Annotated in this window: 20 protein-coding genes; 6 read left to right on the top strand and 14 right to left on the bottom strand. The window is 63.4% G+C overall.

Annotation, left to right across the window (positions count from 1 at the left end; all coding sequences use genetic code 11):
* The first annotated feature begins 1 nt into the window (after position 1).
* Positions 2 to 1,258, top strand: a complete 1,257-nt coding sequence (locus tag RM532_RS11695) for an aminotransferase class V-fold PLP-dependent enzyme (protein ID WP_423246897.1) — start codon at positions 2 to 4, stop codon at positions 1,256 to 1,258.
* 28 nt (positions 1,259 to 1,286) lie between these two features.
* On the opposite strand, the gene RM532_RS11690 is transcribed toward RM532_RS11695, so the two are convergent.
* On the bottom strand, positions 1,287 to 2,171 hold the full coding sequence (locus RM532_RS11690; RefSeq protein ID WP_311653516.1) for a hypothetical protein: 885 nt from the start codon (positions 2,169 to 2,171) through the stop codon (positions 1,287 to 1,289).
* A 122-nt stretch (positions 2,172 to 2,293) separates the two neighbouring features.
* Here RM532_RS11690 and RM532_RS11685 point away from each other — a divergent pair, with 122 nt between their 5' ends.
* Positions 2,294 to 3,421, top strand: coding sequence for a glycosyltransferase (locus tag RM532_RS11685; protein ID WP_311653515.1), 1,128 nt, complete (start codon positions 2,294 to 2,296; stop codon positions 3,419 to 3,421).
* A 15-nt stretch (positions 3,422 to 3,436) separates the two neighbouring features.
* Here RM532_RS11685 and RM532_RS11680 read toward each other — a convergent pair whose 3' ends face one another.
* From RM532_RS11680 to RM532_RS11665, 4 genes are all read right to left on the bottom strand, one after another.
* Entirely contained in the window at positions 3,437 to 4,735 is a 1,299-nt protein-coding gene (locus RM532_RS11680) for a flippase (protein ID WP_311653514.1), read from the bottom strand.
* Positions 4,736 to 4,831: 96 nt separating this feature from the next.
* Entirely contained in the window at positions 4,832 to 5,770 is a 939-nt protein-coding gene (locus RM532_RS11675) for an FkbM family methyltransferase (RefSeq protein ID WP_311653513.1), read from the bottom strand.
* A gap of 128 nt (positions 5,771 to 5,898) precedes the next feature.
* A complete protein-coding gene (locus RM532_RS11670; RefSeq protein WP_311653512.1) occupies positions 5,899 to 7,074 on the bottom strand; it encodes a hypothetical protein in 1,176 nt (391 codons plus the stop codon).
* Positions 7,075 to 7,197: 123 nt separating this feature from the next.
* Positions 7,198 to 7,683 carry a retropepsin-like aspartic protease family protein gene (locus tag RM532_RS11665; RefSeq protein WP_311653511.1) on the bottom strand — a complete coding sequence of 162 codons (486 nt, stop codon included), beginning with the start codon at positions 7,681 to 7,683 and terminating at the stop codon, positions 7,198 to 7,200.
* 204 nt (positions 7,684 to 7,887) lie between these two features.
* Here RM532_RS11665 and RM532_RS11660 point away from each other — a divergent pair, with 204 nt between their 5' ends.
* The gene (locus RM532_RS11660; RefSeq protein ID WP_311653510.1) at positions 7,888 to 8,292 is read left to right on the top strand and encodes a hypothetical protein; all 405 of its coding nucleotides are present in this window, start codon (positions 7,888 to 7,890) and stop codon (positions 8,290 to 8,292) included.
* 119 nt (positions 8,293 to 8,411) lie between these two features.
* Here RM532_RS11660 and RM532_RS11655 read toward each other — a convergent pair whose 3' ends face one another.
* The 5 genes from RM532_RS11655 to RM532_RS11635 all read right to left on the bottom strand — a co-directional run bounded on the left by RM532_RS11655 (position 8,412) and on the right by RM532_RS11635 (position 12,540).
* On the bottom strand, positions 8,412 to 8,762 hold the full coding sequence (locus RM532_RS11655) for a DUF1428 domain-containing protein (protein ID WP_311653509.1): 351 nt from the start codon (positions 8,760 to 8,762) through the stop codon (positions 8,412 to 8,414).
* A gap of 204 nt (positions 8,763 to 8,966) precedes the next feature.
* On the bottom strand, positions 8,967 to 9,401 hold the full coding sequence (locus RM532_RS11650; RefSeq protein ID WP_311653508.1) for a GFA family protein: 435 nt from the start codon (positions 9,399 to 9,401) through the stop codon (positions 8,967 to 8,969).
* Positions 9,402 to 9,677: 276 nt separating this feature from the next.
* The gene (locus RM532_RS11645) at positions 9,678 to 11,279 is read right to left on the bottom strand and encodes a class I adenylate-forming enzyme family protein (protein WP_311653507.1); all 1,602 of its coding nucleotides are present in this window, start codon (positions 11,277 to 11,279) and stop codon (positions 9,678 to 9,680) included.
* Between the two features lie 60 nt (positions 11,280 to 11,339).
* On the bottom strand, positions 11,340 to 11,930 hold the full coding sequence (locus tag RM532_RS11640; protein WP_311653506.1) for a peroxidase-related enzyme: 591 nt from the start codon (positions 11,928 to 11,930) through the stop codon (positions 11,340 to 11,342).
* 31 nt (positions 11,931 to 11,961) lie between these two features.
* Positions 11,962 to 12,540 carry a peroxidase-related enzyme gene (locus RM532_RS11635; RefSeq protein ID WP_311653505.1) on the bottom strand — a complete coding sequence of 193 codons (579 nt, stop codon included), beginning with the start codon at positions 12,538 to 12,540 and terminating at the stop codon, positions 11,962 to 11,964.
* A 371-nt stretch (positions 12,541 to 12,911) separates the two neighbouring features.
* Here RM532_RS11635 and RM532_RS11630 point away from each other — a divergent pair, with 371 nt between their 5' ends.
* Positions 12,912 to 13,979 (top strand): NAD-dependent epimerase/dehydratase family protein, encoded by a 1,068-nt coding sequence (locus RM532_RS11630; RefSeq protein WP_311653504.1) that lies wholly within the window; start codon positions 12,912 to 12,914, stop codon positions 13,977 to 13,979.
* A gap of 51 nt (positions 13,980 to 14,030) precedes the next feature.
* Positions 14,031 to 14,882, top strand: a complete 852-nt coding sequence (locus RM532_RS11625) for an alpha/beta hydrolase (RefSeq protein ID WP_311653503.1) — start codon at positions 14,031 to 14,033, stop codon at positions 14,880 to 14,882.
* Between the two features lie 118 nt (positions 14,883 to 15,000).
* On the opposite strand, the gene RM532_RS11620 is transcribed toward RM532_RS11625, so the two are convergent.
* From RM532_RS11620 to RM532_RS11605, 4 genes are read right to left on the bottom strand one after another with little or no spacing between them, the layout of a single operon-like run.
* The gene (locus RM532_RS11620) at positions 15,001 to 16,635 is read right to left on the bottom strand and encodes a type I restriction-modification system subunit M (protein ID WP_311653502.1); all 1,635 of its coding nucleotides are present in this window, start codon (positions 16,633 to 16,635) and stop codon (positions 15,001 to 15,003) included.
* On the bottom strand, positions 16,632 to 17,771 hold the full coding sequence (locus RM532_RS11615) for an AAA family ATPase (RefSeq protein WP_311653501.1): 1,140 nt from the start codon (positions 17,769 to 17,771) through the stop codon (positions 16,632 to 16,634). Before RM532_RS11615 ends, RM532_RS11620 begins: the two co-directional genes overlap by 4 nt.
* The gene (locus tag RM532_RS11610) at positions 17,768 to 18,991 is read right to left on the bottom strand and encodes a restriction endonuclease subunit S (RefSeq protein ID WP_311653500.1); all 1,224 of its coding nucleotides are present in this window, start codon (positions 18,989 to 18,991) and stop codon (positions 17,768 to 17,770) included. The genes RM532_RS11615 and RM532_RS11610 overlap by 4 nt, the downstream gene beginning before the upstream one ends.
* Positions 18,992 to 19,001: 10 nt before the next feature.
* Positions 19,002 to 22,058: a type I restriction endonuclease subunit R gene (locus tag RM532_RS11605; protein WP_311653499.1), complete on the bottom strand. Its 3,057-nt coding sequence runs from the start codon at positions 22,056 to 22,058 to the stop codon at positions 19,002 to 19,004.
* 359 nt (positions 22,059 to 22,417) lie between these two features.
* On the opposite strand from RM532_RS11605, the gene RM532_RS11600 reads away from it, so the two are divergent.
* Complete coding sequence (locus tag RM532_RS11600) at positions 22,418 to 23,641, top strand: ATP-grasp domain-containing protein (RefSeq protein ID WP_311653498.1); 1,224 nt, start codon at positions 22,418 to 22,420, stop codon at positions 23,639 to 23,641.
* The last annotated feature ends 680 nt before the right edge of the window (positions 23,642 to 24,321 follow it).

Below are 24,321 nucleotides of genomic sequence, written 5' to 3'. Positions count from 1 at the left end.
GATCGTGGCCAGCGACACCGCCACCAGGCTGCCGGAAACGCATCTGGACGTGGCCGCCCTGCGCGCCGCGTTCCCGGTGCTGGACCAGCGCGTGCACGACAAGCCGCTGGTGTACCTGGACAACGCCGCCACCACCCAGAAGCCGGCGGCGGTGATCGACGCCGTGGCCAACTACTACCGCCACGACAACGCCAACGTCCACCGCGGTGTGCACGTGCTGTCCCAGCGCGCCACCGAAGCCTACGAAGGCGCCCGCGAGGCGGTGGCCGGCTTCATCAATGCCGAGCGCGAATACCAGATCGTGTTCACCCGCGGCACCACCGAGGCCATCAACCTGGTGGCCCAGAGCTACGCGCGCCCACGCCTGCAGCCCGGTGACGAAATTCTCATCACCGAGATCGAGCATCACTCCAACATCGTGCCCTGGCAACTGGTGTGCGAGGCCACCGGCGCCACCCTGCGCGTGGCCCGGGTCAACGACGCCGCCGAGATCGACCGCGACGATTTCGCCGCCAAGCTGGGCGAACGGACCCGGCTGGTCGCCATCGGCCACGTCTCCAACGCCTTCGGTACCATCCATCCGGTCAACGAGCTGATCGCCCTGGCCCACCGGCACAACATCCCGGTGCTGGTCGACGGCGCCCAGGCCACCGCCCACATGCCGGTCGATGTCCGGGCGCTAAACGCGGATTTCTACGTGTTTTCCGGTCACAAGCTGTTCGGGCCCACCGGCATCGGGGTGCTCTACGGCCGGGAATCCCTGCTCGAGGCCATGCCCCCGTACCAGGGCGGCGGCGACATGATCGAAACCGTCACCCTGGAAGGCAGCACCTGGAACGAGCTGCCCGCCAAGTTCGAGGCCGGCACCCCGAACATCGCCGGTGCCATCGGCCTGGGCGCGGCGATCCGCTTTCTGGCAGATTTCGACCTGGACGCGATCGCCGCCCACGAGGAACAGCTGCGCGCCCGCGTCACGGCCGAGCTGGCGCAGATCGACGGCCTGCGCCTGATCGGCACCGCCGGACACAAGGCGGCCATCCTGTCGTTCGTCATGGGCGAGGCCCACCCGCAGGACATTGCCACCATCCTGGATTCCGCGGGCGTGGCCATCCGCGCCGGCCACCACTGCGCGATGCCCGGCATGGCCCGCTTCGGCCTGGAGGGCACCGCCCGCGCCTCGTTTGCCGCCTACAACGACGAATCGGACGTCGACGCCCTCCTGGCCGGCCTGCGCTCGGCCCAGCGCATCTTCGCCTGATCCCCGGGCCGGGCGCGCGATAAGCGCCCTAGTCTCCCCGCAGCCAGTCGGACAAGTCCCGCTCGATCAGTTCGCCCAGGGCCACCACGTCGTCCGCGAAATAGGCGCAGAGTTCCTCGCGCAGCGCAGACGTCAGCGGCGCACGGGCAGCGTTGCTCGCGTTCAATTGCCGCAACCGCGCGGCGATGCCCCAGTCGCCGCGCACCCCCGCGGCATCACGAATGCGGCTGACACTCCGGATCGCCTGAGCTAGCAGAACCGAGCGCGTGCGCGCCGCCGGGTTCACCGCCGGAAAGTCGCGTCGGCCGTCATCCTGCAGACCGAGAAAGTCCAGGACCCGGCGGTACATGCGGCCGGCATCGTCCCGGATGTCGTCCAGCAACACCGGTAGAACGCGGTCGGCCCGGACCTGGCCGTAAAGGCGCTGCAACTGTTCGCCGAGCCGGCAGTAGGGCCCGTACAGCAACCGCTCGGGATCACCCCTGGCCGCACGCGGGATGCGCCGGCCGGCACGCCTCGCCCCCTGCAGGTGCCAGGCCGCATCGAAACGCCGGACATTCTCCCAGCCCTGGCGCAGGCATTCGCCGTGCAGGGCCGGCGCCATCTCCAGCGGGTTTCGCAGGCAGACGATGAAACGGGCGTCCGGGGCATACGCGAGAATGCCCGGCACCGCCTCCCGCGAATACAGATAGTGCGTGGAGGCCTCGCCAACCGCGGCATGACGATCGTCGGCACCGGCAAACAGCTGTTCGTATTCCCGCAGGGTGGCTGTGGCCGGCATCTGGTCGCGATTGAAGAAATGCGGTTCCTTGCGGGGACTGAAGAACACCGCGGGATGCGCCGCCAGCCATTGCGCCAGTCCGGTGGTACCGCACTTGGGCGCACCCGGAATGAAGAAATCAGGTCGCTTCACGGTGTATGGAGTCTAAGACGATCCCGGCCGCGGGACCAGCCAGTCACTGCGTGTGGACCTGCATGTGATGGAACCATCCGCCCCGCTGCGGCGTTGTTGTACGGGCGGAAAAAAGCACCATCATGACCAGCACCGACAACCCGGCCACGCCCGAACCGGCGTCGCCGCGCGTTCCCGTGACAGTCCTGCACGTCCTGCGCACCGAGGATCCGCTGGCCGGCGGCCGCGTCACCTATCTGGCCAACCTCCGGGCCGGTCTCGCCGGCTGCGCGGTGATCACCCATACTGACACGCCGTTCTCCCGCGACAGCCGCCGCCGGGTCCTGGCGTGGCGCCAGCCGCTGGCCTTCTGGCGCCGGATCACCCGCCGCATCCCCGATGCCGACCTGATCCACGTGCACGGCATCTACGGCTGGCACGTGGTGCTGTCGGTCATCGCGGCCCGATGGCGCGGCTGCCCCTATATCGTGAGTACCCATGGGCATCTCTACCGGGATGTCCAGCGCGATCGGCCGATCGGAAAACCGCTGTATCTGGCGCTGATCGGACGCGCCATCCTGCGTCGGGCCGTTCTGGCCATTGCCACGTCGACGGCGGAACAGGACGTGATTCGTTCACACTCGCCAGCGGTGCGCATTGCCCGGATCACCCCCGGCCTGCCGGTGCCGCCCGTGCCGCCCTCACGCACGCAGGGCCCCGGGAATGCGCTGCGCCTGCTGTTTCTCGGCCGGGTCGACCCCCACAAGGGGCTGCACTGGCTGCTGCCGGCCATTGCCGAGCAGCGGGATCGGGGGCTGGATATTCATCTGGTGATCGCCGGCGGCGGTTATCCGCACCACATCGAGGCGGTGCGGCAGCAGGCCGCATCGCTGGGCCTGGGCGACTGCGTGCAACTGGCCGGGCATGTCGAAGGCGAACACAAGCAGCAGCTGCTACAGGCGTCGAATCTGTTCGTGCTCCCGTCACGCTCCGAGAACTTCGCGTTCGCGGCGGCGGAGGCGATGGCCGCCGGTCTGCCGGTCATCATCACCGACAACGTCGGTCTGGCGCCCCTGGTCACCCGCTGGCGCTGCGGCCAGGTAGTTGCCGTGGGCGATACCGGGGCAATCGAACGGGCCCTGCGCCATTACGCCGATGCCGAAACCCGCCGCCACGATGGTGAACGCGCCCATGCCGCGGCCCGTCGTGAACTCTCGCTCGAGCAGATGGGCAAGACCGTCGAGTCCGCCTACTACGACCTCGTTCGGTAAGACGGCCCAACCGCATCACCACCAGCGTTGTGTCGGCCGCAGACCCAGGGCCGTGCTGTCGATCCCGAGGCGAATCCGCACCGCCCGCCACAGCAGCACGTTCCACATAATCAGCGAAAACGCCGTGGCCAGGGCCGCGCCGTTGACGCCCAGCGCCGGAATCAGGGCCAGATTCAGCATCACGTTGACCACCGCCGCAATTACCAGCCCCCGTGCCGCGTCCCGCTCGTGCCCGGTCATGTTGAGCAGAAAGCCCACCGACCCGAACAGCGCGTTGCCGAGCTGGCCCGCGGCCAGCAGCGCCAGCGGAAACTGGCCGGCGCTGTATTCGGCGCCGAAAACCAGCACGATGACCGGCCCCGCGAACAGGGCCAGCAGAACCACGATCGGCAGGGTCAGCAACAGCACCACGCGGGCGCTGTTGGTCACCGTCCGTTGCAGGCGGGCGAGATCGCCGCCGGCGTACAGACGCGCGAATTCCGGCGCCACCACCATGTTCATTGCATTCAGGCCGAAGCCCACGATGGCCGCACCCTGCACCGCCACCCGGTAGATGCCGACGTTCTCGCTGGTGCTGAACCAGCCCAGCATGACCAGATCGGTGTGCTGCAGCAGCATGTGCATGCTGGCCACCAGCGCCAGCGGCCAGGCGCTGGCAAACCAGCGGGCGCTGTCGTATTCCAGTTCGGGTTTCGCGGGCAGCATCGGCGGGCGATGGCGCAGCAACCACCAGGTGCCCAGCGTCAGCGCCGTCACGCCCCCGGCCACATGCAGGGCCATGGCCAGATCCGCAGTCAGCGACACCACCGGGAATACCAGCACCGCAGCAACCAGCACCAGCAGTACCGTCTGGCGAATGACCAGCTCCGGCAGCTGGCCCTGCAACACCCGCCGCAGGCCGCGCAGCCCGGCGCCGGTCAGCTTGCTCAGCACCATGAGTGGCACCAGCAGCAACCCCCAGCCCAGGGTCGCCAATTCCATCACACCCAGCCGCGCGGCCAGCAGCCAGCCACCCAGGCCCGCAATCAGCGTGACCAGCAGACACAGCGCGGTGGAAAGCATGGCCGACCAGCGCCACAGGCCGCCGAGCAGCGCCCAGTGTTCGCCGGCCCGCAGACGGGCGGTTTCGCGCACCACCAGCTGCGGCAGCCCCAGTTCGCCGGGCACCATCAGCAGGAACGCCAACGCATAGACGAACGAGTACACCCCGAAGGCCGAAGGGCCCAGCACCCGCGCCAGCAGAATGGTGGAACCCAGCACCAGAACGCCGCTGAGCAGCTTGATGCCCAGGCTGCCCATGCCCAGATGCAGCAAGCCGCCGGCCGCTCCCGCAAGGCGCGTGGCGGTGCCGGCCCGGACCGCCCTCCCCGGTTTGCCGCTGGAAGTCACTGAGCCGGAAGCCGCCGCCCGTCAGGCAGCCGGCGCACAGCAGATGTTCTGATGCCGCTGACTGTCCCGGGGCAGCCGGCCCCAGTGGACGCGCCCGCTGGCAGCAATCATGCCGACCCGGTAGTCCAGCGACCGCCAGAACGCCAGCACATCGGCCACCGACCGACCCGCCGCCCGCAGCGGCCCGGCGTTCAACTCCATGACCACCACCGGGCGGAATCGCGTCAGCAGTTCGCGAGCCCCCTCCAGCACGTCCAGTTCCGCGCCTTCCACGTCGATCTTGATGGCATCCACCCGCTGCAACGACTGCCCCGCCACGTAATCGTCCAGCCGCAGGCACGGCACGGATTCCTCCTGCCACCCCTGCTGCTGGCGTCCGACGTGCACCGACGTCCGGCCGCTGTTGAACAGCCGCCCTTTCCACTCGTCCGCGGGAATCCACAGCGAGAGCGTTCCCGTGCGATCCGACACCGCACAGTGGTTGACCACCACGTTATCCAGGCCGTTCAGCTGCAGATGCCGGCGCAGGCGCTGCACGGTGGCCGTGGCCGGTTCGAAGGCATGCACGACGCCTCGTCGGGCCGCTGCCGCCAGTGGCAGGGCAAACGCGCCGATATTGGCCCCCACATCCAGCACTACGGCGTCCGGCGGCAGCGTCGCCACCAACGCTTCCAGTGCCGGCCGGTCCTCCGGCGGGAAGCCGAACCAGAAGATGCCGGCGTCAATCTGCTCCCCGAGGTGCGCCTGGATCCGCTGATTGCCGAACAACCGGGCCGGCTGTTCCCGCCCCACTCGTCCGGCCCAGAACTGCCGCAGCCGGCGGCCCAGGGGTAACCACAGCCAGCGCGTCAGCCGGTTGCCGGCCAGCGCCAGGCTGATCCGCTGGCATCCGGCAAGCCAGACGCCGTCAACATGGCCGGTGCCCGGCTCGTCCACGGCTCGCGTTGATTCCTCGTCCATCCGCGCCTCCCGTTCCCGTGGTCATCACCCGTCCCGCGACAGCCCTTCGGTCACGACGCGGATATCATCCATGTCGCGCGCTTCGGCAGTAAGCCGGCTCCGGAGTTCACTCCGGCCGCCCGCGGCGATCAGCGTGCACGCAACGGCGGCGCGGAGGACTCGGGCGGCGGCAGAAACAGCAGCAGGCGATCCTCCACCAGCCACCAGCGCCGGCGATACGGCATGGCCCCGCCCTCGAACACCACCGTCAGGCGTTCGCCATCGAACGCCACCCCTTCCGCACCCGGCGGCGCTGCCAGCGCCGTCGACAGGCTCTGCTCGGCCAGCGCCTGCACGTGCAGCGTGCTGTCGTCCGGCAGCGTGACCGGAATGCCGCATTCTTCTGCCCGGAACGGATCGCATTCGAGCGCATGAAAGGACAACCGGCTGTTGGACGGCCCGTAGGACGCGCTCAGCACCACGTTCCGCGCGTCAATGAAGCCCATGCCCTGCGCCTTGTTGCGGTGATGCAGCGCCGCGTCCGGCCGCAACACCTCATAGCGCTGGCCGGCGAAGGACACTTCGTAGCGTTCCCGGCTGACCGGGCGCAGGGTCTGCGGGTCCATGCGGTAACCCGCGGTCCAGCCAGCGGTGCCAGACAACGGGGACAGGTAATGCGGCGGCAGAGGTCGCCCGCGGTCCGCGCGCTGGAAGTTGCCCACCCAGAGGCTGTCCTCGAAGGCCGAGATGAAATCGCCGCTGGCATCCACGGCAATCGGCCGGTCATTGTCCGGCGTCATGGTGATCACCGGTTCCTCGGCATCACGAAGCGCGTTCAGATCAAAGCGGAATATGACGAAATTGTCCGGCAGCCAGAGGTGCCCGTATAGCGACGCCACGCCACCCGCATGCCGCCGCATCGGCGTGCCATCGCGTTCGGAAAGCAGCGCCAGGCGCAGTGCCCGCCCGGCCGTCGCATCCACCAGATAGAGCGCCGAGCGCTTCTGCACACAGCGGGGCACGAAACTCTGCGGAAACCGGCTGAACCGCTTGCAGAAGTAACCCGACAGCACCACCTCGCCCGGATGCTCGTCGAGGAAGTCGATCCCCTGGGGCACGAAGTTCTCGTGCAACCCGGGCACCACCGCATCGCCCACCACCAGGGTGTCGAGCGCGGGGTACATGTGGGACATGCGCAGTTCGTCGATATTGCCGAACCCGGGCGACTCCAGTCGCGTCTCCGCCCGGGCGGTGGCCAGCACCAGCCCCAGCAGCAACAACGCGAAGGCGAAGCCGGTCCGGCCAGCAACCCGTCCGACATTCATGCGGAGATGCTGACAGACTCGAAGCGGACATAAAACGTCACGCTCCAGGTCGTCAGCGCATAACCGGATGCGCCTCATCCGGACGATTCACGGGGAATCGCGACTGACGGGCGTGGCAAACGCCTAGGTAATGGGCTCGACCACGCAGTTGGACAGCAGGAGCTTCGGCGGGCTCAACTGCATGGCAAATGGCTCGGCCTTGCGCAGGGCGCTCAGCCCCAGGATGTTGCGCTTGCTGCCGGGCATCACCGTGACCTCCACATCGGTCAGCAGACAGCCCCCGCCCAGCCGCAGCGAGGCGACCCGATAGACCGGCACCGTGACGAGTTCACCATTGGCCATGCGGCCGGTGATCCGGCGCAGATACTCGATGGACGTATCCCCTTCCAGACGCTTGAACGTATCCCGGGACAACGCCACATAGCCCGAGCCGGTATCCACCAGGAACTCGGCCCCCACCCCATTGCCAAAATCAGCATGGACGTAATAGTTTCCGGAATCGACCTGCTGCATCGAAGCGGTATGGCTGAAGCGCTCGGCCGCCACCGCGGTGCCCGCGACAAGCAGCGGGATTATCAGGGCAAGTGCATGGCATTTGTATGAGAACATGCACCTAATGGGGCAACTCTCGTACCAAACGTGAAATCAGAGGTTTATCAAGCCGTTGCGACGAAACCCGATGTTTGGCAGGGATCACGAGTGCACCATGGTTGTGCATTACGTCAGGCATCGCACCATGCCGGTGCCATTCCGGCCGGCATCGGCACCAACACGGACGACTAGAAGTACAACAGCTGAGAGAGGAGCTGAACGATGAAACGAACCCAGATGCTCACGACCGCCGCGGCCAGTGCCGCACTCGGATTGCTGATGACCGCCCCGGGCTTCGCCTCGGACGACAAGGACGGCGTTCGCCGTGCTGTGGTGGTCGACTACTCCGGCAGGCCGCCTTACGATCGCCGGGTGGAACAGGTCTCCACCGACGCCCCCGCCGAATTCTCCCGCTTCGAGGAAGACCGGGCCGCGGACCTGCCGGAAGTGGGCGAAATGGTCATGGTGGTCGATACCCAGGGCCGCCCCCCGTTCCGGCGCAAAGTGGTCGAGATCGACGAGTCGAACGTGACCGACTTCGCCCGCTTCGAGGAAGTCGACAAACCCTCCGAGCAGGCCACACGCCGCATGGGCCCGCCCGGCAAGCGGAACTGGCGCATGCGTTGATCACGGGCTGATCTGGCTTGATCAACCAGGGGATTGCGGCGGCGTGGTGCCGAACAAGGTCTGGACTCAGGCCAGCGCCCCGCCACCGTAGTCCCCGCCGGCCCGGCGGAATCAGCGAATCATTCGTCGAGAATCGGCTCGAACCCGCCGAATATCATCCGCTTCCCGTCAAAGGGCATGTCGCCCATTTCCTGCATCCGCGGGTCTTCCATCATCTTCTTCATCCCCGCGTCCCGCACTTCCCGCGACGGCCATTCGATCCAGGAAAACACCACCACCTCGTCCGGCTCGGCCTTGACCGCCCCGCGGAAATCAGTGGTCTGGCCGTCGGGCACGTCATCGCCCCAGCACTCCACCATGCGGGTAATGCCGAACTCCCTGAACAACGGCAGCGCCTGCCGCGCGAAATCCGTGTACGCCTGCTTGTTGGCCACCGGTACTGCGGCCACGAACCCGTCCACATAGCTCATGACACTAACCCCCCGAGGTAGGTAATACCCGCTAGACGCCCCAACAAGTATTCACCGATCGGATTTCGGATGCCAGCGCTGGCAAGGCAAAGGGTTTCGGGCTTAATCGTGCCGGGCAAAACGCAGGACATCGCCCCGATCACCCGCGTCATTCAATTACCCTCCAATTACCCTCCAATTACCCTCTCGGCGGTGGCCTCAGTGTCACTCCGCGATGCTTTCACCCGAACCGCCCAGTTCCTCCGGGACATCCTTCAGCTTGGGCAGTCCATCCCTTATTCTCAGCACGGTTTCCTGGTAATGGACGTGAACACCGGGTTGAAAGGGAAAATCCGGGATCACCGCCGCGTACACATCGGTCAGGCCCATGCCTGGATGCTCGGTCAGTACGTGACCACCACAGGTTTCGCACCATTTCCGATAACTGTTTGGCGACTTATTGTATGTACCGACGTTGTCGGCACCCTGGGTGATCTGCACTGCCTCCGGCTTCCACAGGGTGAAGGCATTCACTGGCCCTGCAGACCAATGGCGACACGATTCGCAATGGCAATAACCCATGGCGGCTGGCTCGCCCGTGACGGTGAGTTGAACTGCACCGCAGAAGCAGCTTCCCTTGTACGTGTGTTCATCAGTCATAAGCATATTCCTCCAGTTCGAGCAGTTCCGATACTAACCCCTTCCCGGCCAGCCGCCCAAAGTCGAGAAAGCAGTGCCGCAAACCATGGTCGCGGGCGCCACGCAGCGCGCCAGATGGCCATCGACGAGGAGAACGTGAACGCGCCTGCAGGCACTGCGAACGATGAGATGCCAGGCGCCTGATCTCAGCGAGCCTCGAACACTGCGACGTAGCCGGTGGGATACCGGTGCAACCACACGGCAGCATTGCCGCACACTGCAACCGTCGCTGCTAGGTCAACCCAGTTGCCCAAGCGTGACCACGCCCCGGCTTTCGTCCAGTTCGATGCCCGCCACCAGCTCCCGCAGCGCTGCCATGTTCTTGGTGCGCTTGGGCATGGTGCGGGGAATTTCTGTCAGGCGCCCGTACAGGCGAGGGCGTTTCCAGCGCTCCAGAGACGCCAGGCAGTGGGCATCCAGCGCCGCCGCCAATTCTGCCTCGTCGCAATCCTCAGCCGGCACGAACAGCGCGCCGGGCACCATGCCGAAACGCTGGTGGGCCACCCCGATGCAAGCCACGTCGGCCAGCGCGGGGTGCGTGCGCAGCACGTTTTCCACCTCCACCAGCGAAAGCTTTTCGCCGCCAGTATTGATAATGTCGTCAGCACGGCCGGCCAGCCAGTAGTCACCACTGGCGTCGAACTGCGCCATGTCCTGCGTGTGCAGGTAGCCCTCATCGTCCACCGCGGCCGCGGTGCGCTCCGGATCGTTGTGGTAACCGGGCGTGACCACCTCGCCCCGGACGCACACCTCACCGGGCATACCCGGGCTGTCGACCACCGCGCCCGTTTCCGGATCCTTCAGAACCACCTCGCACAGCTCACTGTTCGGCCGGCCACAGGAGCCGGGCGGCGCCGGGGCGCCATGCAGGAACTGCGGCTTGAGAATGGCGATGGGCATGGTTTCGGTCATGCCGTAGCCGTTGGAGACCCGCATGCCCCGGGCGGCCAGCGCCTCGTGCATCTCGGGCTGCACGGTCTCGCCGGCGAGCAGGCAGCCCACGCCGTCAAGCGGCAGTTGCTCCCACTCCGGCTGGCGCATGATGTCGCGCACCATCGTGGGCACCCAGAAATAGATCCAGGTGGGGCGGTAGTCCTGCAGCAGCCGCACCGCCAGGCGTCCATCCCAGCCGCTCATGAGCAGATTGGTGGCCCCGGCCATGACCCACTTGACGGCATCCTGGATACCGCCCGAGTGGTACAGGGAGATACAGGACAGGTTGGTATCGCGCGAGGTCAGCCGCTCGTAGAACACCGAGGCCTGACCGGAAAGGCCCAGCTTGCCGTGGGTGAAGATCACGCCCTTGGCGACGCCCGAGGTGCCCCCGGTGAAGTTCACGGCGGCGATGTCCGCGCTGATCCGCGGCGCCATCGGCACCGGCGCGCGAGGTGTCGTCGTCAGCGCGCACAGGTTCGGTGTTCCGGAGTCTTCGGAGACTTCCGATTCTTCGCAGACCAGCACGGTCTCCACACAGGTCTCGGCCTGCAGTGCCTGGGCCAACTCGCGATACGCCGCCGCAACAACCAGAACGCGGACACGGGAGCGCTCGATGTCCATGGCGAACTTGGCCTGACCGAGCGTTCGATTGAAACCGGAAAATACCGCCCCCAACCGCAACACGCCGTAGAAGACCGCCACGTGCCAGCCGTTATCGGGCATGAGGGTGGCCACGACGTCGTCCGGGCCGACATCGGCGGCGTCGCGCAGGACGGCCGCCACTGCCTCCGCACGATCCCGCAGGGCGCCGTAGGTCAACGATATCCCGCTGCGGCCCTCGATCAGCGCGACCTTGTCCGGCGCCTCATCGGCCGCGTGTTCCAGCCACCATGCGAGATTCATGTGTTATCTCCTTTCCACCAGCAGGGGGCCGACCCTGGGGCTTGACCGCGATGCTGTCCCTCAGGCCCGCTGGTAGTCGAATAGCGCGGCGTCCGGCAGTATCGCCAACGGCGTGGCAAGCCGATTGGAAAAGGAAAAGAATGCGGCGATCTCGAGCAACTCGAAGATTTCCTTGTCGTCCAGGCCGACAGCGCGCACAGCATCAAAATCGGTGTCCTGCATGAGGTCAGGCTGCTCGGTGACCTTGACCGCGAAATCGCACATGGCGCGTTGTCGCTCACTCAGATCGACCTCGCGGTAATTGTGCGCAATCCGCTGGGCGCGCTCGCTGCTGCCGAGATGGGTGGCCATGCCGCCCGTGTGATAGAAGGTGCAATAGGTGCAGCCATTGATGTTCGACACCACAGTGGCGACAATCTCGCGCTCCAGCATCGGCAGCTTGCCGGTGGACGAGTTGAACAGGGTTTCGTAGTAGCCGACAAAGCGGTTCATCACGTCCGGATGCACGGCCAGCGCCTTGATCCAGTTGGGCACCCCACCCTTTTTTCTGAGGCCCTCGTAGAGCTTGGCGACCTTGGGCGGCAGTTCGGCTTCGTCCGCGATGCCCATGCGGGAAATACGCTCGGCAGGGCCGGCGGCATCATCGTTCATGGTCGTCTCCAGTTCTGCGGGTTCCGGCCGACTAACGGTCCATCGAGTGGTACTCGGCGTTGGGCATCATGTCCACGGCAGCGCTCATGCGGTTGGTCATATTGTAGAAACTGGCCGTGGCACCGATATCCCAGATGTCACGGTCGGAGAAGCCGGCGTCGCGCAATGCCTGTCGGTCCGGTTCTTCAATTTCGGGCGAGTTCTCGGTCAACTTGACAGCGAAGTCGAGCATGGCGCGATGGCGGGTCGACAGTTCGGCGCAGCGGTAGTTCATCACCAGCAACTCGCCGAGCACCGGATCCCCGGAAAGCTTGCGCACGGCCTGCCCGTGGGCCACCAGGCAGTAATAGCAGCGGTTGGAAGATGACACGACCACGGCGATCATCTCCCGTTCCAGCTTGGACAGCCCGGAATCGCCCAGCATGAGTTCGTTGTAGAGACCGGCGAAGCTACGCAGCTTGTCCTGGTCGAAGCTGTAGGCGGCGAGCACGTTGGGCACCATGCCGAGTTTCTCGTCGCATACGTCGAAGTAGCGGCGCATGTCCTCGTCCAGCGCCTCTCGTTCGGGTACCGGCAGATCAAGTGCCGTGATGTGGTCGGGCTGGCTCATGAGGCGCTCTGGAGTTGGTCGGTGTTTGTCGGGCGTTCACCGTATCCCCGTGGTCGGCGACTGACAAGCCGGGCGTGCGCTATCCCTTCCGTCAATTGGTCCGAGCCGCAAAAGGCGGCAGGCCAATAAAGTCATGGCCGCGGCGGCACTGATTGTCGAGCGAGGCCTGGAAGGCCTGGGGGATGCGGTACCGATACTGAACGAGGCGATGCGTCTGGAGCGAGAGCGGTACCCGGCATCGCCAGGGCCATGCCAGAAGGCTGGAAGCTCTCGGGCGTGTCGACCCGCAACGTCTCACGGGCGATCGAACAGCTGCGCCAGTGTGGTCAACCTGCCATCATTTCCCGTGAAACAATCCGAAGGCCCGTCGTATGGATATCGATACCACCAGACCCGTCATGGTCACCGGTGCCACCGGCTACGTCGCCGGCTGGCTGGTCAAGCGCCTGCTCGACGCCGGTCTGACCGTGCACGCCGCCGTGCGTGATCCGGACAACGCCGAAAAACGCGGCCACCTGGACGCCATGGCCGAGGACGCCCCCGGCAGCATCCGCTACTTCGGAGCCGATCTGCTCACGCCCGGCTCGTACAAGGAAGCCATGGCCGGCTGCTCGATCGTCTTCCACACCGCCTCGCCGTTCACCATCGCCGTGAAGGACCCGCAGAAGGACCTGATCGAACCCGCCCAGCTGGGCACCCGCAACGTGCTGGAATCGGTCAACGACACACCCTCGGTGGAACGCGTGGTGCTCACCAGCAGCTGTGCCGCCATCTACGGCGACAACGCCGACCTGGCCGACACGCCGAACGGCGTGTTCACCGAGGAAATCTGGAACTCCAGTTCCTCCGTGGATCACCAGGCCTATTCCTACTCCAAGCTGCTGGCCGAAAAGGAAGCCTGGAAGATCGCGGACGCCCAGTCCCGCTGGCGGCTGGTCACGGTGAACCCGTCGCTGGTGATCGGCCCGGGCACCAACGCGAAGGCCACCTCCGAGAGCTTCAACATCGTCAAGCAGATCGGCGACGGCACCATGAGAATGGGCATACCGGACATCGGCTTCGGCGCCGTGGACGTGCGCGACGTGGCCGAGGCCCATGTCCGCGCCGCCTTCGTGCCCGAAGCCGAGGGCCGCTTCATCGTTTCCGGCCACAACACCGGCTTCCTGGAAATGGCCCGCACCCTGCTGGACCGCTACGGCGACGCCTACCCCATTCCCCGCCGCAAGCTGCCCAAGTGGCTGGTCTGGCTGGTGGGCCCGCTGACCACCAAGGGCCTGACGCGCGAGTTCATCAGCCGCAATGTCGACCTGCCCTGGCGGGCCGACAACCGCCGCAGCCGCGACATCCTGGGCATGACCTACCGGCCGCTGGAAGAATCCATGAACGACTTCTTCGCCCAGCTGATCGACAGCGGCCGGCTGAAAAAGCGCACTGCCTGAAGACAGCATGCTCGAGCCAGCGAAACCGGCAGGCGAGCCCGTGGATGGTTGATGCGTCGTGACCGGCCGACCGTGCCCCGCATGATCCTCACCCTGCTGCTCGCCGGCGGCGCCGCGTTCCTGCTGCTGGCCGGCTGCATGTTCGTGTTCCAGGAACGCCTGCTGTTCATGCCCAACACTCCGGGCCGCGACCTGCGAGCCACGCCGGCCGATGTCGGGCTGGCTTACGAAGACGTTCACCTGGAAACCACCGACGGCGAAACCCTGCACGGCTGGTACGTCCCGGCCCCCGACGCCAAGGCCACCCTACTGCACTTCCACGGCAACGCCGGCAACATCGGCGATCGCATCGACCTGCTCGCCCTGTTCCACCACATCGGGTTGTCAGTCCTGACCATCGACTACCGCGGCTACGGCCAATCTACCGGTAAGCCCAGCGAGCCCGGCACCTACCGCGACGCCGAAGCCGCCTGGTCCTATCTGGTTGAACGCCGGCGAATACCGCCGGACCAGATCATCCTGCACGGCCAGTCGCTGGGCGGCGCCGTGGCCGCCTGGCTGGCCACAAAAGTGGAACCGGCCGGCCTGATTCTGGATTCCACCTTCACCTCGGTGCCGGACATCGCCGGCGAGGTATATCCCTGGCTGCCGGTACGGCAACTCGCACGGCTCAGCTACAACACGCTGGATCGAATCCCCGACGTCGACATCCCGATTCTGGTACTGCATTCCCGGGAGGACGACATCATCGGGTTTCATCACGGGGAACGGTTGGCGGAGGCGGCGGGCGCCCGGCTGGTGGCGCTACGTGGCGGGCACAATGAGACGATGGCTCGAAATCAAGCCATTTATCAAGAAACTTTCCTTGAATTCGTTGCAGCGGTACTTCGAGGTCCCGACTAAACCGCAAGGATGTAGCGCTAAGTACAAGACGTGAGGGTAGGCTCCGGTGCATGACTAAAAAATTTAGTCATCTGGTTGCCTGAAAACCTAGGTGTTGCGCCAAACGGCTTTTCGATCATTATTCGGGGCCTGGTAGCGATGGCAGACCGAGTTCCTTAAGAAACGCGTTGTGCTTTGCCGCTGCCGCCAATACGTCATTCTCGACTGACACCAGGTCCCGATGCACGTCCGCCAAATCGACCTCCGGTTCCTGTTCGGCCGTGCTGACGTAGCGGGAAATATTCAGGTTCCAGTCATTGGCCTCGATCTCGTCCATCAGGACACGCCGGGCATAGCGTTCGACCTCCTCTTCCGGCCGTTCTTTGTAAGTCTCGATGATCTTCGCAATGTGTTCTTCGTTGAGGTAGTTTTGCCGTTTGCCCTTCTCGAAGTACTTCTCGGCGTTGATGAACAGCACATCATCCGACTGCTTGCACTTCTTCAGGACCAGGATGCAGACCGGAATACCTGTCGAATAGAACAGGTTTGCGGGCAGGCCGATCACCGTGTCGATGTGTCCGTCTTCAAGCAGCTTCTTGCGGATGCGTGCTTCGCCCCCTCCGCGAAACAGCACGCCGTGCGGCAGGATGATGGCCATCACGCCGTCATCCTTGAGGTAGTGGAAGCCATGCAGCAGGAAGGCGAAGTCGGCCGCCGATTTCGGCGCGACGCCGTGGTTCTTGAAGCGCATGTCCTCGCTGGCCTCGTCGCGCGGAGTCCAGCGGTAGCTGAAGGGCGGATTGGCAACGACGGCATCGAACCTGGGCTTCTTAGCCGGGTTGGTCTCGCGAAGCCAGTCCCATTCGTTCTTGAGGGTGTCACCGTGGTAGATATCGAACTCGGTGTCCTTGACCCCGTGCAGCAGCATGTTCATCCGCGCAAGGTTGTAGGTGGTGATGTTGTACTCCTGGCCGTAGATCATGCCGATCGTGCCGCCGGCTTCGACCATGCGCCGCCTCACGTTCAGCAGCAGCGATCCCGAACCGCAAGCGAAGTCGTAAACACTGGCCAGCTTGGATCGTGGGCCTTCCTCCGGTGACTGGCTGTCGAGGGTGACGATGCCGGAGAGAATGTCGGAAATCCGCTGCGGCGTATAGAACTCGCCGGCCTTCTTGCCCGACCCGGCCGCGAATTGATCCAGCAGATACTCGTAGGCGTCGCCGAGCGTATCGGCATCGGTCGAGAACTCGGAAAGGCCTTCCGCGATCCGCGTGATGATCGTGCAGAGCTTGGCGTTCTGTTGCGAATAGGTCTTGCCGAGTTTCTCGGAATTAAGCCTTATCTCCGAGAACAGGCCCGCGAAAGTGCTCCCGAATGACTGGTTCTCGATGTACTTGAACCCCGCCTGCAGGGTCTTGAGCAACTCATCGTTATGCGTCCGTGCGAGGTAGGCGATGTTCGTCCACAGATACTTCGGCTCGATGACATAGTGGGCCTTGCGGCGCATCTGCTTTTCGAACGCCTCGATGTCGTCCGGGTTCGCCTCATACCACACGGACAGTGGCGTGCGCCCGCCGTTCTCGACCGTGTCGGGATCCGGATAGTCCTTGCCGAGTTCCTTTTGCGCCGCGGCCTCGTAGTTGTCCGAGAGGTAGCGCAGGAACAGGAACGCGAGCATGTAGTCGCGGAAGTCGTCGGCGTTCATCGACCCGCGCAGGTCGTCCGCGATCTTCCAGAGGATATTGCCGAGTCTTTGTTGGTCGCTTTTGGTCATGAAATGCTGCTCGCCTCCGCAGGCGCTTCGCTGGGGAACAGCGCCGGGTTAAAGGGGTAACGCTGGATGAAGTCGTGGAGAATCCTGCGGAAGTAGTCCTTGTTCTCTTCCAGCATCTCCCGTGGCTCATAGAGCGAATAATTTCCGTGACTGAGGATGTTGACCAGCCGCGCGTGCAACACGCCGTCCAGATCATCGTCGTCCTGTCTGATACAGGCCGAAAAGTTGTCGTAACCGTGGAAACCGGCTGTCTTTTCCAGGATCGCCCGAAGCATATTGAAGTGGTGCGTGTAAAGCTCGCCGCTTCGCTCCGCCTCGTACAACTCTGTCAGCGCTGCCACATGATGGAAGAACGGCGTGTCGCCGGTATCACGGAGGATGTACCCGGGCGACGAGCGATCACGCGCGAGGAAGAAGCGGTCGCGCCGGTTCTTCTTCCGTTTGATCTCATTGCACAGCACGTTGAAGAACAGGGCGTGGTGCGTGGAGATCACCGTCTTCAGTTGGCTTTCCGGGGCCTTGAGCAGTCTGGCCAGGTGCGTTGCCACGGCCACCGCGTTCTGGTCGTCCAGCGACGAAATCGGATCATCGATGTAGATGTACTTGACCCAGCCATAGGGACCACTGCCGTCGTCATCCAGAACGAGCTGGACGATAGCGAGAAAGAAGCACCAGATGAAGATGTTTTCTTCACCCCGCGACACCTTGATGCCGTCCTCGGTGCGATGGCCATCGTCGTCCGGAACCTCGCGCGAAAAGCTCACTTCCCACTTATCGGTGTCGATACGAAAGTCGAAATCCGCATATCGGTCAAGTAATGGGCGGATGCGGTTGTCCATTTCCATTTCGTCAAGCCCGGCGAAAAAGCGCGATTCAGCGTTGATTTTCAGAACCCGCTCGGCGTCATTGTCCAGGTCGTTATCCCACGAAAACAGGTCTTCGGTGAAGGCGTTGAAGTAGAGCGTATCGCGCTTGTCTTCATCTTCAGCGCCCTTGCCGAGATTCTTGAACTCTGTGGACAGGCGCGTCTTGCCCACGCCGTTGTAGGCGTAGAGCAGGATGAACTTCTTGTCATCCAGCTCATCGCGCAGGTGCCGGGCGAGCGCGGGCAAATCGGTGAAGGGCTGAACACTCATACCTCGGCGTCCTCTGGCGACGGGAAGAGTTGCTGCATCAGGCCCCGTTTGTGGATGCGCAGCGCGTTGATTTTCTCTGCCTGCGTGGTAATTAGGGCGTCGATGGCGGAGAGGCAGTCGGCGATGCGCTGTTGTTCGGACGAATCGGGAAGGCCAACGGTATACAGGGTGCGAATAACACTCGGGTGCGCCTTCTGCACGTAGTTGAACGTCTCTGATGCGTGCAGCCGCTGTAACTGATAGGCCAAAAACTGGCAAATGATATCGTCACTCAGCACGCGTATGAATCCAGAAACGTTGGTTATCGAGAACTTGTGTTTAGGGCGATAGAAGAAGTGCCCTCCGCCATCAACCGACCACGAAATCAATTCTTCATCAAACAGGTAATCGCCATATGTACCCATGAGACCGTTATCGATGACGGAAGAGGAGTACACAGGATGCGGCCCGGGGTTCGCACGCATGTCGTCGTGCGAGATGACCTTGCCCCTTCCGAGTTCGATGCGCCGTTCATCCTCGAGTTGTTCCAATAGAAAACGCTCCCACTCCGGCGCATCCCGGAACTCCGGAAACCGCAACCGGGGGCGGGTTTTGCCTTCGCGAGGGAAGAGCTGTTGCATCAGCCCTTTCTTGTGATCCCGCAGCGCCTCCAGCTTCCGCCCCTCCGCCGCGATCCAATCATCCAACGAACCCAGGCAGTCGGCGATTTTCCGTTGCTCGGCAGCGTCGGGCGGAATACAGATACTCACCGACTCAAGGTCAGATGACTTGATCGCCGGGTAATTTGATCCGGTACATTTTGCGAGCACACGCTCGACGAATGAGTCGGTGTGGATGAGTTGATAGAGAAACCCGATGCTCTCACCTGCCCGCAACTGTGCATAGCCGGTTGAGGCAACATAGTCGTCCTCGGCGCCGAAATCGAACAGCAAGTTGTTCCGCTGATATGGCCGAACTGTTTGGTAAAGAATGTCGCCGTCACGAAGGTATCGTTGTGCCCGACTCGGAGCGTTTGCGCGCTCAATACGTTTGGGATTCCGTAGCGTTCCCGCTTCAACAGATTCAAGATCGATGTAGTAGAACGACTCCGGCAGTCCGTCGTGACTCGGATTGACGTCACAAATACCGGTTAGTGCACTCTCGTTCCAGCCCGGCAACTTACGAAACTCCGGAAACCGCAGCCGGGGCACGAGCGCGTGTTGTTTGTCGTTCTTGCTCATGCGTGTCGCCTTATTGCTCATACGCACTCAAGCCCGAAATCGCCCGTCCACCGGCGCGTTTCTTCAGCAACGGCACAAGATCTTCCATCAGGGCGAGTTCCCGCCGGGTCCGTTCGCGCCAGCTCAAGTCCAGCGGTGCGAGGAGGTCGACGAGCTGCTCGCCGTCGAAAATCATCCGGTGCAGGATGCCGTCCACGAAGCCGGACAAGGCCTCCGCGGGCAGGCCGTGCTTGTCGGCGAGGTCGGTCAGTTCCCGCGCCTGCTTTTCGGCCTTGAACTGCTGGTAGCCGGCCCCGACCTGGTCCTCATTGAGCGGCTTGCCGGTTTCCAGTGAGCGGACATACTCAGCGATTTCCTCGCGTTCATCGAGGAACTTGGCGTCCGACTCGATCAGTCCGATGAGCTGCTCGCGGCTGATCTTGAGTTTCTTCGGGTCCTGATCGGTGAAGCGCGCGATCAGGTTCATGATGTAGTCGTAGTCGATCGTCGCCGAGGCGAAGAGGACGAACTCGAAGTCGAGCTGATCGACCGCCGGACTGTCCGAGCCGCCCGATTTCTCGCGCTGCTCGCCCAGGCGCTGGGCGGTTTCGAGATAGGCCCCGCGGAAGCTGCGCAGTTCGTCCTTGGGGAGCGTCTGCTCGATTTCTTGCTTCTGCTCATCGGTGAGGTCCGTGTACTGGTCGAGCTGGGTCTGGAAGCGCTGGACCTCCTTGAAGCGATTGATGAACTGGGCGCGGGCGTCGTCGCCCTTGAGGTTTGTGATGGCCTCGGGCTTGGGTTCGAGGCCCTGGGACTGGAGGAAATCGTCAAGGTCGGTCTTGGCCTGCTTGAACTGTTCGATGACCTTCGGAGCCTTGTCCACCAGCCAGATTTCCCGGGCCGTGTCGGCCTGGGCGCCGGAAAACAGGGCGATGGCTTCATCCACGTTGGCCTGCTGGCCACGGAAGTCGAGGATATGGCCGTATGGCTTGGTAGCGTTGAGGATGCGGTTGGTACGACTGAAGGCCTGAATCAGGCCGTGGTGCTTGAGGTTCTTGTCGACATAGAGGGTATTGAGGTACTTGGAGTCGAAGCCGGTCAGCAGCATGTCGACGACGATGGTGATGTCGATCTTCTCCGCGCCCCTTTCCGGAAGATCGGTGTTGGGGTGCTGCTGATCCTTGATGCGCTGCTGGACGTCCTTGTAGTAGTCATCGAACTCACCCACCGAGTGGTTGGTGCCGTAACTGAGGTTGTAGTCGTCGATGATCTGCTTGAGCGCGGCCTTCTTCTTGTCCGGCTCGGTGGCGTTGTCGGCCTTCTCCTGGGGCAAATCCTCCTGGAGCTGGCGGACGTCGGCGTTACCTTCTGCGGGCGGTGAAAAGACGGCGGTGACCTTGAGCGGCTCGAAGTCGGGGCCCTCGGCCTGCCTTTCGGCCTGCACCTGTTTGAACAGCTCGTAATAGGCGATGGCATCGTTGATGCTCGATGTGGCCAGCAGCGCATTGAAGCGTCGCCCCGCAGTGGCGGAATCATGTTTGTCGAGGATGGCATCCACCACGGCCCGCTTGGTCAGCGTATCGCCTGGTTTGGGCGGGTTTTCGCCGTCGGGCTTGAAGTAGTCCACGTGGAAACGCAGGACGTTGCGGTCTTCGATGGCGTGGGTGATGGTGTAGGCGTGGAGTTCCTGCTGGAAGACGTCCTCGGTGGTCTTGAGTGTCTGAACATCGCCGTTGATCTGCCTGACGGTGGCATTCTGCTCGAAGATCGGTGTGCCGGTGAAGCCGAAGAGCTGGGCTCTGGGGAAGAACGCCTTGATGGTCTGGTGGGTGTCGCCGAACTGCGAGCGGTGGCATTCGTCGAAGATGATGGCCATGCGCTTGTCGCGGAGCGGTTCGAGCAGGTCCGAGTACTTCTCCTGGCCTCGCTGCTGGCGGTTCTTGTTGCGCTTGCTCTGTTCGTCGAGGGCGAGGCCGAGCTTCTGGATGGTGGTGACGATGACCTTGTCGGTGTAGTCGTCGGAGAGCAGCCGGCGCACGAGTATGGCCGTGTTGGTGTTTTCTTCGACGCAGCCCTCCTGGAAGCGATTGAATTCCTCGCGGGTCTGGCGGTCCAGGTCCTTGCGGTCGACGACAAACAGGCATTTGTGGATGTCGTGATTGTCCTTGAGGAGCGTGGACGCCTTGAAGGATGTCAGCGTCTTGCCGCTGCCGGTGGTGTGCCAGATATAGCCGTTGCCACTGCTTTCTTCGATGCACTTGACGATTCGATCCACGGCGTAGATTTGGTATGGCCGCATCATTAGGAGCTTTTGCTCGCTGGCCACAAGCACGGTGTAGCGGCTGATCATGTTGCCGAGCGTGCACTTGGCGAGGAAGGCATCGGCGAAGTCGTCGAGGTGCGTGATCTTGGTGTTGTCCTCGGCGGCGAACTGGTAGATCGGAAGGAAGCGTTCCTCCGCGTTGAAGGTGAAGTGGCGGGTGTTGTTACTCGTGAAGTACCAGGTGTCCGTCTGGTTACTGACGACAAAAAGCTGCACGAAGCAGAGCAGCGTGCGCGTGTAGCCGCTCCCGGAGTCGTTTTTGTAGTCGACGATCTGCTGCATCGCCCGGCGAGGGCTGATACCGAGCGTTTTTAGCTCGATCTGGACGGTGGGGACACCGTTGATCAGGAGCAAAACGTCGTAACGGTGGTGGCTGTAGTCGGTGTTGATGCGGAGCTGGTTGACGACCTCGAAGGTGTTTTTGCACCAGTCCTTGATATTGACGAGGGTGTAGTTGAGTGGCGTGCCGTCGTCCCGGGTGAAACCGTTGATCTCGCGCAAGGTGCACGAGGCGGTGAAGACATCCGGTGTGACGATCTCGTCGAGCAACCGCTCAAACTCGCCGTCGGTGAGACTGACGCGATTGAGCGCTTCGAACTTCTCACGAAAATTTCCTTCGAGGGAAGCTCGGTCACGAATATCAGGCCGGACGGTGTACTTCAGGCCGCGCAGCTTGTCGATAAAATCAGTTTCCAGATCCACCTCGCGGACGCCCGGAGGGCTGTCTGATTTCGAACGTTCATAAGTGAAGTCAGATTTGCTCATGAACCGGTCCAGATGAATAGGGGCGTGCTCCGCTAGCACGCTAGAAGCGCAAACGCTCGATATAGGCACTTAGGAGACATTCACCCATCGCCGCGGGTTCAACGGCAGAAATTGCCGAATCCATTTACCTCGCCGATCCGAGTTCTCGCGACTAAACTTGCTTTAGCAGTCGCCACGTTGCACGCGGCCAGGCAAGAAGGCAACCACCTCTCCCTGTTACCCTGTGGATATCGTCGCTGATCCGGCGGTGCGCGGATCCTGACCTTATTCGGGTCTGATTCGCGGCACGCTGATTGGCGAGATTGGCCGCTGGCGGTGCTCGCCTCGCCGATGGTCTCATCCAACGCAACGGAGTATTCATGGACAAGAATCCGGACAAGGGCTACGTCGCCCTGCTCGGCTGGAGCCTGGGCGCCATCGAAGCGGCGGATCGCTTCGACCGGCGGTACGTGGTGGTGGCCCCGGACTGGGCGACGGACTATTGCGAAGAGCACGACATTCCCTACATCCCGTGGAATTTCGAGCGCCTCAACGACAAGTCGATGGAGATTGCCGAGCGCCTGCGTGACGAGGGCGTGGACGTGGCCATTCCGCTGTTCGAGGAAACGGTGGAATGGGCCGGGGCGATCAACTCGGTGCTGATGGAGAACCCCCGTTTGCACGGCCAGGCGGTGCTGTTCCGCGACAAGGCGCTGATGAAGCGCCGGGCGCAGCTCGGCGGCATCCGGGTGGGTATCTTCGAGGAAGCCCACGAGATGGACGATGTGTACCGTTTCTTCCGGCGCGTGAATCAGACGCTGCTGAAGCTGGACGGTGACCCGGATGACCCGATCCATCTCAAGGCGTTCGACAAGGCCGGCTGCCTGGGTCATCGGATGATCCGTACGGCCGACGAGATCGAAACCATCCCGGAGAGCGAGTACCCGCTGCTGATGGAAAGCCATCTGGACGGCTGGGAATTCGCGGTGGAAGCCTGGGTGTGGGACGGCAAGATCTGCTTCCTGAACATCTCGGAGTACGTGACGCTGGGCTACTCGGTGTTCGTGCCGGCCACGCCGGAGCTGGAAAGCTGGCGGGCGCTGATTACCGAGCAGATCGAGAAGCTGATCAAGACATTCGATATCAAGTTCGGGCAGATTCATCCGGAGTACTTCGTGACCTCGGACGGCACCATGTACTTCGGCGAGGTGGCCTATCGGCCGCCGGGCTTCAAGGCCTTCGAGCTGATCGAGCGCGCCTACGGCTTCAACGCCTATCAGGCCAACATCCTGGTGTTCGACCCCAAGACCACGCAGGAAGAGATCGACGCCTTCTTCCCCGAGGCGGTCACCGGCGCCAGCGGCCATGCGGGCTGCTTCGGTGTGTACCCGCGGCGGCGCGTGGTCAGCAAGCTGGAGATTCCCGAGGAAACCGCCAATCACCCCTACTACGAGTTCCACGAACTCGCCGAGCCGCTGGAGGAGACCGTCACCAAGCGCACAGCCTTCGGCACGCACTGGGGGTTGGTGTTCTTCTTCGGGGAGGACCCGCACACGCTGCGGGACCTGCTCAAGGCGCAGGAAGAGTTGGACTACTACGTGTAGGGCTGCTGGCGGGGTGTTTGTCCCCGCGCGCTCATCCTTGCCCTCTCCCTGGCCCTCTCCCGCTTGGCGGGAGAGGGGATGGCTCCGCTCACTGGAGGTGCCAGGGGCGTTCTTGGTCACCATTCGGCTATCCGACCGTTCCTTCTCCCTCAAGGGAGAAGGTCAGGATGAGGGGTGGCGAAGCTGTGGTGCTTCGCGGAAGAACCCTCTCCCTGGCCCTCTCCCGCAAGCGGGCGAGGGGATGGCTTGTCGCTGGTGGTGATGTGATCTGGCCAGGAGATCGCCGCGTCAGCGCCGCTGGCACAGGTCTTCCTCGCGATGACGGAAAGGCCGAATGAATTCGGCCCTACGGCTCGGCGGATTTTCTTGGCTGCCATCCCGCTATCCGACCGTTCCTTCTCCCTGAGGGAGAAGGTCAGGATGAGGGGTGGCGAAGCTGTGGTGCTTCACGGAAGAACCCTCTCCCTGGCCCTCTCCCGCTTGGCGGGCGAGGGGATGGCTTGTCGGCTCGGTGGTGATGTGATCTGGCCAGGAGATCGCCGCGTCAGCCCCGCTGGCACGGGCCTTCCTCGCGATGACGGAAAGGCCGAATGAATTCGGCCCTACGGCTCGGCGGATTTTCTTGGCTGCCATCCCGCTATCCGACCGTCCCTTCTCCCTCAAGGGAGAAGGTCAGGATG

The organism is Spectribacter hydrogenoxidans, from assembly GCF_031846275.1.
Classification (GTDB): Bacteria; Pseudomonadota; Gammaproteobacteria; order Nevskiales; family Salinisphaeraceae; genus Spectribacter; species Spectribacter hydrogenoxidans.
This window is presented reverse-complemented; position numbering and strand designations above follow the sequence as displayed.

Bases quoted from the DNA above. Each gene is read 5' to 3' on its own strand.
- RM532_RS11675 (WP_311653513.1), bottom strand. From the start codon at position 5,770: ATGGACGAGGAATCAACGCGAGCCGTGGACGAGCCGGGCACCGGCCAT.
- RM532_RS11645 (WP_311653507.1), bottom strand. From the start codon at position 11,279: ATGAATCTCGCATGGTGGCTGGAACACGCGGCCGATGAGGCGCCGGAC.
- RM532_RS11630 (WP_311653504.1), top strand. From the start codon at position 12,912: ATGGATATCGATACCACCAGACCCGTCATGGTCACCGGTGCCACCGGC.
- RM532_RS11605 (WP_311653499.1), bottom strand. From the start codon at position 22,058: ATGAGCAAATCTGACTTCACTTATGAACGTTCGAAATCAGACAGCCCT.
- RM532_RS11655 (WP_311653509.1), bottom strand. From the start codon at position 8,762: ATGAGCTATGTGGACGGGTTCGTGGCCGCAGTACCGGTGGCCAACAAG.
- RM532_RS11670 (WP_311653512.1), bottom strand. From the start codon at position 7,074: ATGAATGTCGGACGGGTTGCTGGCCGGACCGGCTTCGCCTTCGCGTTG.
- RM532_RS11635 (WP_311653505.1), bottom strand. From the start codon at position 12,540: ATGAGCCAGCCCGACCACATCACGGCACTTGATCTGCCGGTACCCGAA.
- RM532_RS11685 (WP_311653515.1), top strand. From the start codon at position 2,294: ATGACCAGCACCGACAACCCGGCCACGCCCGAACCGGCGTCGCCGCGC.
- RM532_RS11640 (WP_311653506.1), bottom strand. From the start codon at position 11,930: ATGAACGATGATGCCGCCGGCCCTGCCGAGCGTATTTCCCGCATGGGC.
- RM532_RS11615 (WP_311653501.1), bottom strand. From the start codon at position 17,771: ATGAGTGTTCAGCCCTTCACCGATTTGCCCGCGCTCGCCCGGCACCTG.
- RM532_RS11665 (WP_311653511.1), bottom strand. From the start codon at position 7,683: ATGTTCTCATACAAATGCCATGCACTTGCCCTGATAATCCCGCTGCTT.
- RM532_RS11660 (WP_311653510.1), top strand. From the start codon at position 7,888: ATGAAACGAACCCAGATGCTCACGACCGCCGCGGCCAGTGCCGCACTC.
- RM532_RS11610 (WP_311653500.1), bottom strand. From the start codon at position 18,991: ATGAGCAAGAACGACAAACAACACGCGCTCGTGCCCCGGCTGCGGTTT.
- RM532_RS11600 (WP_311653498.1), top strand. From the start codon at position 22,418: ATGGACAAGAATCCGGACAAGGGCTACGTCGCCCTGCTCGGCTGGAGC.
- RM532_RS11620 (WP_311653502.1), bottom strand. From the start codon at position 16,635: ATGACCAAAAGCGACCAACAAAGACTCGGCAATATCCTCTGGAAGATC.
- RM532_RS11650 (WP_311653508.1), bottom strand. From the start codon at position 9,401: ATGACTGATGAACACACGTACAAGGGAAGCTGCTTCTGCGGTGCAGTT.
- RM532_RS11625 (WP_311653503.1), top strand. From the start codon at position 14,031: ATGCGTCGTGACCGGCCGACCGTGCCCCGCATGATCCTCACCCTGCTG.